Source organism: Variovorax paradoxus (genome assembly GCF_030815855.1).
Classification (GTDB): domain Bacteria; phylum Pseudomonadota; class Gammaproteobacteria; order Burkholderiales; family Burkholderiaceae_C; genus Variovorax; species Variovorax paradoxus_M.
In genome coordinates this window covers 5,546,137-5,562,566 of the sequence record NZ_JAUSXG010000001.1, presented here as the reverse complement: position 1 = coordinate 5,562,566, position 16,430 = coordinate 5,546,137, and the positions used below count along the sequence as shown (strand labels likewise).

At 65.2% G+C, this 16,430-nt stretch carries 7 protein-coding genes; 1 reads left to right on the top strand and 6 read right to left on the bottom strand.

The window, feature by feature from the left end; genetic code table 11:
• Window positions 1–14: 14 nt before the first annotated feature.
• The 6 genes from QFZ42_RS26355 to QFZ42_RS26330 all read right to left on the bottom strand — a co-directional run bounded on the left by QFZ42_RS26355 (window position 15) and on the right by QFZ42_RS26330 (window position 6,555).
• Window positions 15–680 (bottom strand): class II aldolase/adducin family protein, encoded by a 666-nt coding sequence (locus QFZ42_RS26355; RefSeq protein ID WP_307703807.1) that lies wholly within the window; start codon window positions 678–680, stop codon window positions 15–17.
• Window positions 681–1,032: 352 nt separating this feature from the next.
• Window positions 1,033–2,304, bottom strand: coding sequence for a 3-oxo-tetronate kinase (gene otnK, locus QFZ42_RS26350; RefSeq protein ID WP_307703806.1), 1,272 nt, complete (start codon window positions 2,302–2,304; stop codon window positions 1,033–1,035).
• 3 nt (window positions 2,305–2,307) lie between these two features.
• Entirely contained in the window at window positions 2,308–3,327 is a 1,020-nt protein-coding gene (gene denD / locus QFZ42_RS26345) for a D-erythronate dehydrogenase (protein ID WP_307703805.1), read from the bottom strand.
• A gap of 19 nt (window positions 3,328–3,346) precedes the next feature.
• Window positions 3,347–4,273, bottom strand: a complete 927-nt coding sequence (ltnD, locus tag QFZ42_RS26340) for an L-threonate dehydrogenase (RefSeq protein ID WP_307703804.1) — start codon at window positions 4,271–4,273, stop codon at window positions 3,347–3,349.
• A 15-nt stretch (window positions 4,274–4,288) separates the two neighbouring features.
• Entirely contained in the window at window positions 4,289–5,611 is a 1,323-nt protein-coding gene (locus tag QFZ42_RS26335) for an MFS transporter (RefSeq protein ID WP_307703803.1), read from the bottom strand.
• A 167-nt stretch (window positions 5,612–5,778) separates the two neighbouring features.
• The gene (locus tag QFZ42_RS26330; protein WP_307703802.1) at window positions 5,779–6,555 is read right to left on the bottom strand and encodes a FadR/GntR family transcriptional regulator; all 777 of its coding nucleotides are present in this window, start codon (window positions 6,553–6,555) and stop codon (window positions 5,779–5,781) included.
• Window positions 6,556–6,839: 284 nt separating this feature from the next.
• On the opposite strand from QFZ42_RS26330, the gene QFZ42_RS26325 reads away from it, so the two are divergent.
• Complete coding sequence (locus tag QFZ42_RS26325) at window positions 6,840–16,427, top strand: two-partner secretion domain-containing protein (RefSeq protein ID WP_307703801.1); 9,588 nt, start codon at window positions 6,840–6,842, stop codon at window positions 16,425–16,427.
• Window positions 16,428–16,430: the final 3 nt, after the last annotated feature.

The window sequence follows — 16,430 nt, the reverse complement described above, 5'->3', positions numbered from 1 at the left end:
GTTTTTACTACTTGCTACCAGCGCGCACCGAAGGTGCGGCGCAGTTCGTCGATCTGTTCGTTGCGGAGCGGCTCGGGCCTGGCGGCGCCGGCGAGCAGCTGAAGTTTTGCGGTTTCTTCGAGTTCCTCGAGCACGGCCATGGCAGCGGCCGGGGTCTCGTGCCACACGTTGGGGCCGAGGCGTTCGAGCATCACGGCGCGGATCGGGGTGCCGGCCGCGCCGAAGCGCTCGATGGTCTGTGCCACCAGTTCGGCCGCATCTGGCGCGCCCGGTCGATGGTACGGAATGAGCGGCACGTGGCCGACCTTCATCACGAAGTACGGCGTAAGCGCGGGCAGCAGTTCATCGCTCGGTGCATTGAGCGTGAGCGCAACGCAGTGCGTGCTGTGCGTATGGATCACGCAGGCGGTGCCCGCATCGAACCTGCGCGCGGCTGCGTAGATGCGGGTGTGCAGGGCGATGGTCTTGCTCGCACGGTCGCCGCCGGTCTGCTGGCCTTGCGCATCGAGCCGGGCCAAACGCGTGGGGTCGAGAAAGCCGAGGCAGGCGTCGGTCGGCGTGATGAGAAAGCCGTCGTCGAGCCGCACGCTGATGTTGCCGGCGGTGGCATGCACGTAGCCGCGTTCGAACAGGCTGCGGCCGACACGGCAGATTTCCTCTCGGGCTTCGGTTTCTTTCATGTCATTTCTTTTTGTCCGCAGCGGATTGGTTTGCATTCGCGGCGCTGTTGTCCGGGGCGCGTGCACAGGCCACCGGGTACTCCCCTCCGCGAATGTCCCCCGGCTTCGCCTCCTCCTTTATTTCGCTGCGGGGAGCACCCGGTGCCCTGAGCACACCGGGCGCTGCGCTTGTTCCGCTCGATCAACGGCCGCTCTTTACAACGCTCACGTCGATGGGGTGCCTTGCGCAGCGAAATCAAGGAGGAGCCCGCAGGGCGGGGGACATTCGCGGAGCAAGGTACCCCGTCGACGGGAGCGCGCCCCGAATGTGCGAGAGTGCGTCCCGAACGTACGCGAACGCTGCTGTTGGATGTCATGCCAGCACTGTAAATGCCTTGGTGAAGAAATCGTCGCCACCGAAGTTGCCGGACTTGAGCGCGATATGTACAGGCGTACCTTGACCAACATCGGTGCGCGCATGGCACCACGGCACGCCCGGGTCGATCTGCGGGCCGATCTGCATCTGCGCGATGCCCAGCGCCTGCACGCACGCACCCGAGGTTTCACCGCCCGCCACCACAAGCTGGTGAACGCCGCGTTCGACCAGGCCGCGCGCAATGGCGGCGATGGTGCGCTCGACCATCGCGCCCGCTTCTTCGACCCCGAGCCGCCCTTGCACCGACTTCACGGCGCCGGCCTCGGCGGTCGAGTAGACGAGCACCGGGCCTTTGTCGAGCAACGGGCCGGCCCACGCCAGCGCCTCGGCCGTGACATCGACGCCCGCGGCGATGCGCAGCGGATCGACAGCGAGCGCCGCGCCGCCGCGCTGGATGAAATCGAGCACTTGACGGTTGGTAGCGAGCGAGCAGCTGCCCGACACCACGGCCGTGCGTCCGCCAGCCTTGGGCAGCGCACTGGCTTGCGAGGAAGGCGCAAGACCGAAGTTGGCGGGCAGGCCAATGGCCACGCCTGAACCGGCCGTGAGCAGCGGCAACTTCGCAAGCGCCGGGCCCATGCGCAGCAGGTCGTCGTTGGACACCGCATCGACGATGGCAATCGACACGCCCTCGCCTTTCAATTGGCCGATGCGCTCCGCGATGGCCGCCGCGCCGCGCGCCACTACCGCGTGGTCGATCAGCCCGACCTTGCGATGGCACTGCGCCTGCAGCACCCGCACGAGGTTCGGATCGGTCATCGGCGTGAGCGGATGGTTCTGCATGCCGCTCTCGTTGAGCAGCACGTCGCCCGCGAACAGGTAGCCCTTGAAAACGGTGCGGTTGTTGTCGGGAAAGGCCGGCGTGGCGATGGTGAAGTCGCACTTCAGCGCGTCCATCAGCGCCTCGGTCACGGGGCCGATGTTGCCCTGCGGCGTGCTGTCGAAGGTGGAGCAGTATTTGAAGTAGATCTGCTGTGCACCTTGCGCCTGCAGCCAGCGCAGCGCGTCGAGCGATTGCGCAATGGCTTCGGCCGGCGCGATGGTGCGCGACTTGAGTGCGACGACCACCGCATCGACATCGGCGGCGAGCGGCGCAGTGGGAACACCAATGGCCTGCACCACGCGCATGCCGGCGCGCACGAGGTTGTTGGCAAGGTCGGTGGCGCCGGTGAAGTCGTCGGCAATGCAGCCGAGCGCGAACTTGGCCATGGGTCAGTCTTTCACAGCGACAGGCAGCTTCACCGCCTGCGGGTTCTCGCGCACATAGTCGCGCAGGATGGCGTCGAAGCTCGCGTCGGCCTTCAGGCCCAGCGCCTCGGCGCGCGCCGCATGAATGCGGCTGGGCCAGCTGGTCACGATCTTTGCGATGGCCGCATCGGGTTCCCAGTCGATCAACGACGTGGCTTCCTTGCCGGCGATGCGTTCGAGCGCCTCCGCCATTTCGCGCACGGTGGTCGTCAACGCGGGCAGGTTGACTGCCGTGCGTGCGCCCCATTCGGCCGCGCTCGCGGTAGCCGCGCGGAGGATGCCCGCGACAGTGTTGCCGGGCGATGCAAGGGCAACCGCCGTCTCGGGCGCCACCGGGCAGCGCGCGCGTTCGCCGGCCAGCGGCTCGCGCAGCATGCCGCTCAAAAAGCTGGAGGCCGCGCCGTTGGGCCGGCCCGGCCGCACCGACACCGTCATGAGCCGCACGTTGCGGCCCTGCACGAAGCCCTTGCGCGTGAAGTCGGCCACCAGCTGTTCGCCGATGAACTTCTGGATGCCGTAGCTGTTCTGCGGCGTGGGCAGCGTGGTGTCTTCGATCACCGCGGGCAGCCGCTGCTCGGGCGAATCGCCGAACACCGCGACCGAGCTGGAGAACACGAAGACCGGCGCATGGCCTGTACGGCGGCAGGCTTCGAGCAGGGCGCGCGTGGTGTCGAGATTGCTGCGCATGCCAAGGTCGAAGTCGGCCTCGCATTCGCCGCTCACGGCCGCGGCGAGGTGGAACACGGCGTGCGTATCGGCCAGCGGCAGCGCGTCGTTGGCGGCCTGCTCGTACAGGTCGCCCTGCACGAACTGCACGCGCGCATCGGCTTGCAGGTCCGCAGGCGGCGGCACGCGGTCGGCCAGTGTGATGCGCGAAATTGCCTTGGCCTGGCCGCCAGCCAGTGTCAGCGGGCCACCTGCGAGCAGCGTGCGTGCGAGCCGCGCACCGACGAAACCGCAACCTCCGGTAATGAGAATGTTCATGATGCTGTGTCTTCTTTCTTCAGGCCTTCTTGCCCGCAGCCGGCAGTTCGATGCCGGGAAAAATCTTGATGACCGCGCTGTCGTCTTCGCGGGCAAAGCCCGCGGTAGACGCCTGCATGAACATCTGGTGCGCGGTGGACGAAAGCGGCAGCGGAAACTTGCTCGCGCGCGCCACGTCGAGCACCAAGCCCAGGTCCTTCACGAAGATGTCGACGGCGGAAAGCGGCGTGTAGTCGCCCGCCAGCACGTGCGCCATGCGGTTCTCGAACATCCAGCTGTTGCCCGCGCTGTGCGTGATCACCTCGTACAGCGCCGCCGGATCCACGCCTTCGCGCAGGCCCAGCGCCATGGCCTCGGCCGCCACGGCAATGTGCACGCCAGCCAGCAACTGGTTGATGACCTTGACCTTGCTGCCCGCGCCCGCGCGGTCTCCGAGACGATAAACCTTGGCCGCCATGGCGTCGAGCACGGCACCGGCTTTTTCATAAGCCGCGGGCGTGCCGGCGGTCATCATCGTCATCTGACCGCTCGCCGCCTTGGCGGCGCCGCCGGAAATCGGCGCGTCGAGGTACAGAATGCCTTGCGCGGCCAGGCGCGCCTCGAGCGCGACCGACCAGTTCGGGTCGACCGTGGAGCACATCACGAACAGGCTGCCGGGCTTCATCGACGCCGCGCAGCCGGCCGTGGTGCCGTCGCCGAACAGCACCGACTCGGTCTGCGCCGCATTGACGACCACGGAAACCACGATGTCGCACTGCCCGCCGAGCGCTGCCAGCGTGTCGCAAGCCACGCCGCCGTCGCGCGCAAAGGCGTGGGCCACGTCGAGGCGCACGTCGAACACGTGCGGTTCGTAGCCCGCGCGGCGCAGCGATTGCGCCATGCCGCTGCCCATCGCGCCGAGTCCCACGACGCCGACGATGGGGGTCTTGGTGTTGTTGTTGGTCATGTTGCCGTTCTCCGATCAGCGGTTGACGAGTTGCTTGGGCGTGAGCCACACGCCGATGGCTCCGAGCACCAGCGCCGCGGCCAGCACATACATGCCGATCTGCGTGCTGCCGGTGAGATCCTTCAGGTAGCCGATGAGGTACGGGCTCACGAAGCCCGCAAGGTTGCCTACCGAATTGATGACCGCAATGCCGGCCGCCGCGGCCGTGCCCGAAAGGAACGCCGTCGGCAGCGACCAGAACAGCGGCGCGCAGGTGAGCACGCCGGCCGCGGCGAGCGAAAGAAACGCGAGCGACACGACAGTGTTCTGCGTGTAGGAGGCTGCGACAGTGAACCCGACGGCGCCCATCAGCGCGGGCACGATCAGGTGCCAGCGGCGTTCCTGCCGGCGGTCTGCGCTGCGGCCGAAGAGGTTCATCGCGACGATGGCGCAGATGAACGGAATGGCGCTCAAGAGACCGATGTGCAGGTTGCCTTTCACGCCCGTGGCCTTGACCAGCGTGGGCAGCCAGAAGGTCAGCGCGTACTGGCCCATCACGAAGGCGAAGTAGATCAGCGCCATCCACCACACGCGCGCATCGCGGAACATGGCGGCCACCGAGTGCGGTCCCTTGGCGCCGTGCGCCTGGTCGCGTTCGACTTCGCGCTGGAGGAGGCTTTTCTCCTCGGGCGAGAGCCAGCGCGCATGCTGAATGCCGTTGTCCAGATAGAGCAGCACCATCACGCCAACGAGCACGGCCGGAACGGCTTCGATGATGAACATCCACTGCCAGCCTTGCATCGATGAAACGCCGTGAAAAGCATCCATGATCCATCCCGAGAGCGGGTTGCCGAAGATGCCCGCCACCGGAATGGCCGACATGAAGACCGCAATGATGCGCGCGCGCCGGTGCGCCGGGTACCAGTGGGTGAGGTACAGGATCACGCCCGGGTAGAAACCGGCCTCGGCCACGCCGAGCAGAAAGCGCAGGATGTAGAAGCTGGCGGGCGTTTCCACGAACACGAAGCAGGCCGAGAGCAGGCCCCAGGTGATCATGATGCGCGCGATCCAGATGCGCGCGCCCACGCGGTTGAGCAGCAGGTTGCTCGGCACCTCGAACAGGAAGTAGCCGAGAAAGAAGATGCCGGCACCCAGGCCGAACACGGTTTCGCTGAAGCCCAGGTCCTGCCCCATCTGAAGCTTGGCGAAGCCGACGTTCACGCGGTCGAGGTACGCGACCACGTAGCACAGCATCAAAAAGGGAACCAGGCGCCAGAACACCTTGGCGTAGGCGCGCTTCTCGAGCGCGACGTCGGCGGCCGCAGGCAATGCACCAGCCGGGAGGATCGAAGAGGTCATGAGGAGTTGTCCCGCTTTGGATGAAGAGGCCTTGGCGACATCGCTTGCGTCCGTCGCCTTATTTGTCAGGTCATCATACAAATTTGTTTTTGGCGCTTCGCTGCGGGTAAACCCGGAAACGGCGCCGCGCGCAGCGCCTTTTTGGTTTCCTTTTGTGTGCCGGCCGGTCAGCTGCCGACCGGCCAGCCTTCGACCAGCGGCCGCGCGAGCTGCGCGCCTTCCTGTTGCCAGAAGGCAGGGTCGGCCTGCTCGATGCGGCGGATGGCGTTGTCCATGTGCGACTTGGCCGCCTCGCGCGCGCGCAGCGGCTCGCCGGCCTCGATGGCTTCCACGATCTGCGCGTGCTCCTGCGCCACCTCGCGTGCAAAGTCCGCACGGCGCGCTTCGTTGGCGCGCGTGACCCGCGTGGCGCCATGCAGGAACTGCCGCAGGTACTGCAGCGTGCCGATCAGGAAAGGATTGCGCGCCGCCTCGGCGATGGCGCGGTGAAAGCGCACGTCTTCGTCCGCGCCGTTGCCGCCGGCCGCCACCGCGGCATGCAGCGCGTCAATGGCCTCGCGGATGCGCTGCACGTCTTCAGGTGTGCGCCGCTCGGCGGCCAGCGCGGCCACTTCGGCCTCGAGCGCGCGGCGCAGCTCGACCATCTGGATCACCGCTTCGCGCGAAGCCACGTGCGGCATTTCGAAGCGCAGCGGCTCGACACCCGCGGCGCGCACATACACGCCGCTACCTTGGCGCGAATCGACCAGCCCCAGCGACTTGAGCCGCGAGACCGCCTCGCGCACCACAGTGCGGCTCACGCCGAATTGCTCGGCCAGCGCCGCTTCAGTCGGCAGACGGTCGCCTGCCGACAAGCGCCCGCTGCGCACCTCGGCCGCCAACGCATCGGCCACCTGGTCGGCAAGGCGGACGATGGGGGCGACAGATTGAAAACGTGCGGTCATGGACGCGTGTGGCGGTGGGCTGCGACTCTAACGCAGGCCCTTGCGTGGAGCCCCTAAAACTTAAGGGTTACACCCCGTTGACGGGTGTTGTTCTGACGCTCCTTGGGCGCGTGAAAAATCTGACGCTTCCTCTCTGAATCTGCGTGCTTCGATTGATTTTGACACTTGTTAACTCTTTGTAACGAGAAAATCACCCCTCGTTGGCGCCAGTGCCGACGGATCAGCACGCCTTCCGAAGCGGCGTGCATGGCTGTCACGCAGAGAGATCAGGGAAGAAGAACGACATGAATAAAAATTTGCACCGCATTGTGTTCAATGCGAAGCGCGGCCTGCGCATGGTCGTTCAGGAAACCGCCAAGAGCACCGGCAAGGGTTCGTCGAAGGCGACCACCGTTGCAAGCGGAGCGCTCGCTGGTGCGGCGGCCATTGCGCCGATGCTCGTCGGTGCCGCGCTCGCGGGTCTTTTGTCGGCTTCACCGGTTCAAGCCCAGATCGTCGGCGCACCCAGCGTTCCCGCCAATCTGCGCCCCACGGTGCTGGTCGCGCCCAACGGCGTGCCGCTCGTCAACATCCAGACCCCGAGTGCGGCCGGCGTCTCGCGCAATGTGTTCAACCAGTTCAACGTGGCCCCCAACGGCGCCATCCTGAACAACAGCAGAAACACGACGCAATCCCAACTCGGCGGATTCATACAGGGCAATCCTTACCTGGCCACCGGCCCCGCACGCATCATCGTGAACGAGGTGAACGGCGGCAGCGCGAGCCAGTTGCGCGGCTACATCGAAGTGGCAGGGCAGCGCGCCGAAGTGATCATCGCCAATCCGGCCGGTATCAACGTCGATGGCGGCGGCTTCATCAATGCATCGCGCGCCACACTGACGACCGGCGTGCCGCAGATGAATGCGTTCGGGGGCCTCGACAGCTTCCTCGTGCGCGGCGGCACCATCACGATCAACGGCGCCGGCCTGGACGCCAGCAAGACGGACTACGCAGCGATCCTCGCGCGCGCCGTGGAAGCCAATGCCGGCATCTGGGCCAGCGAACTGAGGGTGGTGACCGGCGCCAACACCGTATCGGCCGACCATTCGCAGATCACGCCCACGACGGGCACTGGCGCAGCACCCACCTTTGCCCTGGACGTGGCGGCGCTCGGCGGCATGTATGCCGGAAAAATTGTCTTGATCGGGACCGAGGCCGGCCTCGGCGTGCGCAACGCCGGCACGATCCAGGCCGCGCCGGGAGCCACCGCGCTGATGGGCGCGGGCCAACTGGTCGTCACCAGCGCCGGGCGCCTGGAGAACGTCGGCACGCTCCAAGCCACGGCCGATACGAACCTCTCCGCCTCGGGCCTGGCCAACAGCGGCCGCATCGGCAGCGGTGGCAACCTCAAGATCACGGCGCAGGGCGCCCTGGCCAATGCACTGAACGGCACGGGCGGCACGCTCGAAGGCGCGCGGCTGGAACTGGCCAGCGCGGCGGGCGACATCGACAACCGCGGCGGCACGATCCGCCAGACCAGCGGCACCGGCCTGGCGCTGAGCGCACCGGCGTTGAGCAACACCAGCGGCGGCGTCATCGGGCTGGAACCTGTTCCGGAAACGCCGCCCACGCCCGCCACTGGCACCGGGGGTGGCACGGACACCGGCACAGGAACCGGCGGCACGACCACCAGCCCGACCACGCCCACGGCAGGCACCGGCACGGGCACCGAAGGCGGCGGCACCCTCACGCCCGCACCGTACGTCCCCCCATCGCCCGGCACCGTCACTGCCGCAGGCACGCTGCGCAACGACGGCGGCAAGATCTATGCGGGCGGGCCCATCAGCCTGCAAAGCGCGAACGTCAACAACAACGGCGGCACGCTGAGCGTCGCCAGCATGGCCGTGAGCCAGCCGACCTTCGACAACCACGGCGGCACGCTGAATGTCAGCAACAGCTTCAGCGCCAATGTCGATCGATTCGACAACACCGGCGGCACGCTCAACGCCGGCAGCCTGAACATCACCACGACCGGCGACCTGGTCAATGTCGACGGCAAGCTGACCAGTGCGGCCGACGCCGCGCTGACCATGGGCGGACAGGCCGACAACACGCGCGGAACGATTTCGGCAACGGGCGCGCTGACGGCCAACGTGGCGGGCGCGGTGAACAACACCGGGGGCACGCTGGTGGCGAACCAAGGCGTCAAGCTCAGCGCCGGCAGCCTGGACAACACCCAGGGCAGCATCCAGTCGGCGCAGGCCGGCGTGCAGCTCGCAGTAGCCGACCAATTGCAGAACGGCAGCGCTGGCACCATCAACGCGGCCACGGACCTCGGCATCCAGGCCGGTTCGCTCGCCAACGGCGGCAGCCTGCGCGGCGCGAACGATGTCAGTGTCGCGGTCGGCGGCGCAATGACCAACGACGGCAGCATCACCGCGGGCCGCAACACGACTATCACAGCCGGCAGCCTGCAGAGCGGCACCACAGGCGTGCTCGGCGCGGGCATCCAGAACGATGGCAAGCTCGGCGCGGCGGGCGACCTGGTCGTCAGCACGAGCGGTGCGCTGGTCGCGAACGGCACCACCCTTGCGGCCGGCAACGCAACGCTGCAGGGCGCGAGTGTCGATCTGTCGGCCAGCCAGACCAGCGCGGCCAACATCGCGGTCACTGCGACCGAAGGCAATGTGGTCACTGGCAGCAAGGCCACGATTGCCACACCGGGCACCCTGCGCATCACGGCCAACGCCCAACCTGGCCAGACCCTGGTCAACGATGCGGGCACGCTCAATGCGGGCCAACTGGACCTGAACGTCTCGAACATCGCCAACACCAATGGCGGCGAGATCGTGCAGACCGGCACCGGGGCGACGACCATCGCCACCAGCGGCACCTTGAACAACGACGGCGGCCGCATCGCGAGCAACGGGCAGCACCTGACACTGCAAGCCACGAGCATCGGCAACGCCAGCGGCAAGATCGAGCATGCCGGCACCGGCACGCTAGCCGTCGCGGGCGGCAGCTTCAATGGCACCAACGGCCAGATCACCGCCAACGGCGCACTGACGGTCGCCATGTCGGGCGCCTTCACCCAGGACGGCGGCACGACCAGCGCCAAGCAGATCACCGTCGACGCGGGCTCCTTGAGCAATCGCGGCGGCCAGATCGTGCAGACCAGCACCGATGTCACGCGCATCACGGTCGTTGGTGCCATGGACAACAGCGAGGGCACGCTGGCCAGCAACGGCAACACAAACATCGCCGCCGGCAGCCTGGCCAACCAGGGTGGCACCATTCGTGCGGCCGAGATCTCCAGCCTCGGTCTGACCGTCGGCGGCCTGCTCGACAACAGCAACAAAGGCGTCATCGGTGCGGGCGGCAACACCACCGTCACCGCTGGGAGCCTGAACAACAACGTGGGCAGCGTGAGCTCGGTCGGCGATCTGAACGCCACCATCGGCGGCGCCGCAACGAATGTGGGCGGTACGCTGGCCGCCAACGGCAACACCACACTCGTGGCTGGCACGCTGGACAACAGCAGCGGCACGGCCGCTGCGGTCAACGGCAACCTGAGCGTCACCACCTCGGGCGCAACGACGAACAACGGCGGCACCTTGCAGGCCGGCGCCGCGACCACGCTCGTCAACAGCGGGCTGAGCAATGTCGGGGGCAAGGTCTTCGGCAACAGCCTGTCGGTGAACACGCGCAAGGACGGACAGAACAACGCGCTGAACAACACGCAAGGCACGCTGGCCGCGACGACGACCGTGGCGCTGAGTTCGGGCGCACTCGCCAACGATGCGGGCCTGATCCAGGCCGGCGGCGCGACGACTATCAACACAAACGGCCAAAGCCTGAGTAACACCAATGCGGCAGGTTATGCCTCAGGCCAGGGCGGCATCACGAGCGGCGATACGCTGAACGTGACGGCTGGCGCACTCAACAACACCGCCGGCTTCATCGGCGCGAAGAATGCGCTGACCGCCAACACCCAGACGTTCACCAACACGAGCCAGGGCATGGTGCTCGGCCAGTCCGGCGTTGCAATCAACACCAATGGTGCCGACTACAACAACAGCGGTGGCAAAACGTTGGCCACGGGTGACCTGGGCATCAACGCCGGCAGCATCACGAATGCAAGTGGCTTGATCCGCTCGACGGCTAGGACGACCCTGAACGCCGGCAGCATCTCGAACATCAATACCCAAGGTGCGGATCAAGGCATCGAGGGCCAGAACGTCGTCATCGGTACCGGCAGTCTCGACAACACCGCGGGCGCCATCCGCGCCGACCTCAACGCCACCATCACCAGCGGCGGCACCATCAACAATAGGAATGGATTGATCTCGGCCGGCGACACGCTGGCCATCGTCGATCCCAATGCGACGAACCCCGGTGCCAAGACGCTGAACCTCGTCAACACCGGCGGCACGCTCGTTGCCGACAAGAGCCTGACGATCGACGCCGCCACCTTCAGCGGCGACGGCCGGGCTCTCTCTGGCCAGGACCTGGGCATCGCGCTCACGCAGAACATCGTGAACAACGGCGAGGTGGCCGCCAATGGCAACCTCAGCTACACCACCACCGGCAACTTCACGAACAACGGCAAGCTGCTCGCGGGGCAGACGCTCACGGTGGGCGGCAACAACGTCGACAACACCGCCAGCGCGGAGATGTCGGGGACAGATGCGGTCGTCAACGCCAGCGGCACGCTGACCAACCGCGGACTGATCGACAGCACGGGCAAGACCCAGATCAATGCGGGCACACTGACCAACATCGGTACGGGCCGTATTTACGGCGATGCGATTTCCATCGCCGCAGGCACGCTCAACAACGACGCCGAGACGGTCAATGGCGTGATCAAGGCCGGCACCATCGCGGCGCGCGACACCCTGGACATCGGTGCGGGCACCATCAACAACCGCGAGCACGCGCTGCTCTTCAGCGCGGGCGACATGTTCATCGGCGGTGCGCTCGATGCCAACCGCTATGTCACCGGCAAGGGCCGCACGATCAATAACGAGAGCGCCAGCATCGAAGCCCTGGGCAATATGTCCATTGCGATGGGCAACATCAACAACATCGACACGCATCTGAAGGTTGCGACCACCAGTACCTCGGAGATGATTCCCAGCATCATCACGATGGACGGGAAATCGTGGGACCCCTACGATGCCCAGGGCAATCTCATCACGTGGGGCGATCCCAGTACGCGGTTGGTCTACCACAAGGCCGCTGACGGCACCGTCAGCATCATCGGCAAAGGCTGGACCAACGCCGTCACCAGCATCACGGTCACGGAAGACTCGGCGGTTCCCGGGACCGCCGATCCGGCGCGCATCGTCGCCGGTGGCAACATGACCCTCGACGGTCACGTCTACAACCGCGACAGTCAGATCATGGCCGGTGGCGAACTGGATGCGCCGGACGTGGACAATCAGGCGACGTCGGGCAAGCGCGACACCACGGTGAGCGCCATCTGGATTGGGTACAACCCCAATCGCCCCGGCGAAGCTCCGGAAGCTCCGATCTACATCCTTCCGACGACGACGACCGCCACCTACAAGCTCACGGACTACCAACCGCAAGCGCATCTCAATGCCACCCAAGGCTACAACGCAGGTGTCGCTCCGGTTGGCGGCGCCGCGGGGAGTGCAGGTGGCACCGGCGGGGTGAGCGGCGGCAACCGCCCCGGCGCTATCGTGGAAGTGCCAGCCAACGTGGGCGGCGTTGCACAGGCCTCGGGCAACGGCGCCGACGCGGCCGGTGCGGCCAGCGGAGCCGGTGGCGCGGGCGCCAGCCAAGCCGTGTCCATGGTCGTGCGCACGAGCATGCCGAACACGAGCGTTCCCAGTGCCAGCCTGTTCAACATCCATGCCGGCCCCGGCGGCTATCTGATCGAAACCGATCCGCGCTTTGCCAACTATCGCAAGTGGCTCAGCAGCGATTACCTGCTGAACAGCCTCGGACTCGATCCGAACAACATCCTCAAGCGCTTGGGCGACGGTTTCTACGAGCAAAAGCTTATCCGTGAACAGGTGGCGCAGCTCACGGGCTACCGCTATCTGGAAGGGTTCAACAACGACGAAGACCAGTACACCGCGCTGATGAACGCCGGCGCCACCTTCGCCAAGGAATACGGCCTGCGCCCCGGTATTGCGCTGAGTGCCGCGCAGATGGCGCAGCTGACCAGCGACATCGTGTGGCTGGTGGAGCAGACGGTGACCTTGCCGGACGGCAGTACCCAGAAGGTTCTGGTCCCGCAGGTCTATGTTCGCGTGCGGCCTGGCGATATTGACGGCAACGGCGCTGTGCTCAGCGCCGACAGTGTGAAGATCAAGGGCAGCGGCGATCTCGTCAATACCGGCACCATCGCCGGGCGCAGCCTGGTGAAGATCGATGCCGACAACATCCAAAACCTGGGCGGCCGCATCAGCGGCGGCAGTGTGGGCCTGAAGGCCATCACCGACGTGAACAACATCGGCGGCACCATCGATGCCCGCGACAGCCTGACGATCGAAGCCGGGCGCGACATCAATGTGCGCACCACCACGCAGACGAACGGGTTCAACACGAATGTCGACCGCGTCGCGGGTCTCTATGTGACGAACCCGGGCGGCACGCTGGTGGCCAGCGCTGGGCGCGACGTGAATCTCATCGGCGGGATCATCTCCAACCAGGGCGCGGGCGGCTACACCTCCATCTCGGCGAAGAACGACATCAATCTGGGGACGGTCACCGAGCGGCGCGGCTCTATCGGCGTCGGGGCCAGTACATCGCTGGCGATCGCGAGTTCCACGGAGCTGGGGAGCACGATCGCCACCAACGGCGCCACGCTGCTTTCGGCGGGCCGCGACGTCAACGCACGCCAAGCCACGGTGAACGCGGGCGACGGCCTTCTCACTGTGCGAGCCGATCGCGACATCAACATCGCATCGGGTCAGACCACCGTGGCCGGCAGCTACGCCGCGCAATGGACCGACAGCGGCACCTTCAGCCGCACCGACAACAAGTTCTCGGGAAGCTTCGACAGCAGCACGAGCGTGGGCAGCAGCTTTTCGGGCGGAACCGTGCTCATGGGCGCCGGGAGAGACATCACCATCGAGGGCTCGAAAATCAGCGGCACCCAGGGGGTTGCGATCAGTGCGGGCAGGGACCTGATCGTGGTCGAGGGGCGCAACACCTCGAACGCCAGCGCCGAACTGGATCAAGACAAGAGAGGGATCAGCGCACTCGGTGCCGCCGCGGGGTTCGTCATGCCCTCGGGAAAGGCGAACACCACCGGCGTCGAAATCAACTCTGACGTCGCTGCGCCGAGCACCATCACCAGCAGCCATGGCGGCATCCTGCTGCAGGGCAATGGCAACGTCTTCTTGCAGGGCGTCCAGGTGAATGCGGCAAAGGATGTTTCGATCCGGGGCGACAGCGTCGTCATTCAAGCCGCTACCAACAAGCAGTCGGTGACCGGAACGACCAGCAGCAAGAGCGCCTGGTACGACTTCGGCCACATGGCGGTTCTCCAGGACGTTGGCAAGGGAATCAAAGCCCGGGAGACCACGGCCACCGAGGTCGACACCACGACGTTGACCCGCACCAACATCAATGGTGCGAACGTCAGCATCACTGCTGCCGATACCTTGGCGTTGGCGGGTACGACCATCAACGCGCCGGGAACGGTGAGTCTTACCGCCGACACCTTGTTGATGGGGACGCAGACAACCGAAGAAACGACGCGAACGACGAGTCAGGGACGCGACGTGGTGTACCAGGTCTCACGGGACGGAGGAAGCACCAACCAGACCACCAACTACAGCCAGATCAACGCGGGAAACCTGACTGTCACAGCGAACCACATACAGGCCGGGCTGGGCGCTCAGGACAGCATCGAGCAACTTTCCAAGCAACCGGGCATGGGTTGGGTGGAGCAGATTACCAACGATCCGAACCTCAGCGGCAAGATCGATTGGCAGCGGGTCGAAGAGGCACACAAGAACTGGGATCACGACCAGCAGGGATTAACACCCGAGGGGGCGGCCATCGTGACAATCGTCGTGGCGTACTTCACCGCAGGTGCGGCTTCTGAGCTCGGTGCTGCGGCCGGAGAGGCGGCGGGCACGGCGGCGACTGGCGGCGTAGCCGCCCTGGGTGAGGGCGGATTCATAGCAGCCGGAGGCATGACCGTTTCCGGCGTTGTCGGCGGGGCCGTGACAGCGGGCATCACTGCACTTGCAAGCCAAGCCGCCGTAGCCTTGATCAACAACCAAGGTGACATCGGCGGCGCGCTGCATGACCTCGGCAGCAGCGCGAGCGTGCACAGCTTACTGACGGCCATCATCACAGGAGGTGTGCTGGGCGGGCTCAATATGAATCCGACGGGCCAACCGACCTTAAGCGGTGGCGCACAACCCTTCATGGCCCAACTGCAGCAAAACCTCACCGCAGGTGTCGCACGCGCGGTCATAGGTACGGCGATCAACGGCGGCAGCTTGGAAGATGCATTGAGAGATGGGATCAAGGGTGCGATCCTGGACACGGTGGCGGCACAAACGGCGAACGCAATTGGTGACCTCACAGGGCCGGACAAGCTGAACACCTTTACGAATGCGCTTGCACATGCGATCGCGGGATGTGCGGTGGGCGCGGCGCGAACCGACAACTCGGGCGGATGTGCCGCAGGAGCCTTGGGCGCTGCGGTTGGCGAGTTGGCTGCCACGGCTTATGGCGGACAGGCCGACACGGTTCAGTTCGCAGCCATGATCAGTGGACTTGCAGTGGCAATTGCGGGTGGGGATGCGAATCAGATCAATCTGGGCAGTCAAGCCGGTGCCAATGCGGCTGCAAACAATTACTTGAACCATACCGATGCGACACGCAGGAATGCATTGAGCGCCAAATGCAGTTCCGCTAGTGGATGCAGCGAAGCCGAAAACCGGGAACTCTTGGGTCTGGTCAATAGGGACATCAACAGCGATCAAGCATTCGATACCGCATGCCAGAAAGTCACAAGCCCAGCCTGCGGCGCAGCCATTGTGGCGCGACAAGCGGCTTACGCGACCTATCAAGGAGTCAATGTAGCCGCCGATGGCACGCGCGCTGATGCGCTTAAAGCTGGAGGACTAGATGCCTTCGGTGCGCCCGTCGGGGCAGTCGATATCAACGCCAACGTGGGGCCGGGCGATACTTTTCTTTGTAATTCAAGTACGGCACGCTGCGTGGTCACAAGTGAAAAAACTCCCGAAGGCACGGCCTACTTGTATCGCCCCGCGACCGTGCTGGAAGCAGCCAGCGATGTGGCTTCCCTAACGCAGATTGCCAGCGACGCTTTCAGAATTGGGGCCATTCAGACTGTGCTGGATTTGGCGGCTGTTGGAGGGGTGGCGGCCGGGGCTTTGGGCGATGCTGGAACTCGTGCTGTGTACATCGACGCCACAACGGGCGCATCAACCATCCACCCCCCGATCATTGCGACAGAGGCTCAAGTCAGCCGACTGGCATTAAGTTCTTCCACCGCCACGGCCAGTGAGATAAAAGCGGTTGCGCAGTTAGAGGCCGCTACAGGGAGCAAAATCAGAATGAGCAACTTGCCGGATGTTCTTCCAGATGGCACAAGACCTAAAAGCCCGGATTTTGTATTTCAGACGGGACCTAATGCAGGCAAGACAGGTGACTTGATGTTTTCCGTTAGCCCGGAAGCCGTGCCGTTCATGAATCAAAATTTCGTCAGAAATTGGGAAACAAAGACGCTGGATAGTCTTAATTCTCACTTGAGCAAGGCCAATATAGTTGCGCTCGATTATCGAAATTTAACTTCAGTGAATCAGCAAATCGTTAATAATTGGATTGCTACGCTGTCCCCTGTGCAGCGAGCGCAGCTACTTATCGTGAGGTAAAGC

Bases quoted from the DNA above. Each gene is read 5' to 3' on its own strand.
- QFZ42_RS26355 (WP_307703807.1), bottom strand. From the start codon at position 680: ATGAAAGAAACCGAAGCCCGAGAGGAAATCTGCCGTGTCGGCCGCAGC.
- QFZ42_RS26335 (WP_307703803.1), bottom strand. From the start codon at position 5,611: ATGACCTCTTCGATCCTCCCGGCTGGTGCATTGCCTGCGGCCGCCGAC.
- QFZ42_RS26330 (WP_307703802.1), bottom strand. From the start codon at position 6,555: ATGACCGCACGTTTTCAATCTGTCGCCCCCATCGTCCGCCTTGCCGAC.
- denD (WP_307703805.1), bottom strand. From the start codon at position 3,327: ATGAACATTCTCATTACCGGAGGTTGCGGTTTCGTCGGTGCGCGGCTC.
- QFZ42_RS26325 (WP_307703801.1), top strand. From the start codon at position 6,840: ATGAATAAAAATTTGCACCGCATTGTGTTCAATGCGAAGCGCGGCCTG.
- otnK (WP_307703806.1), bottom strand. From the start codon at position 2,304: ATGGCCAAGTTCGCGCTCGGCTGCATTGCCGACGACTTCACCGGCGCC.
- ltnD (WP_307703804.1), bottom strand. From the start codon at position 4,273: ATGACCAACAACAACACCAAGACCCCCATCGTCGGCGTCGTGGGACTC.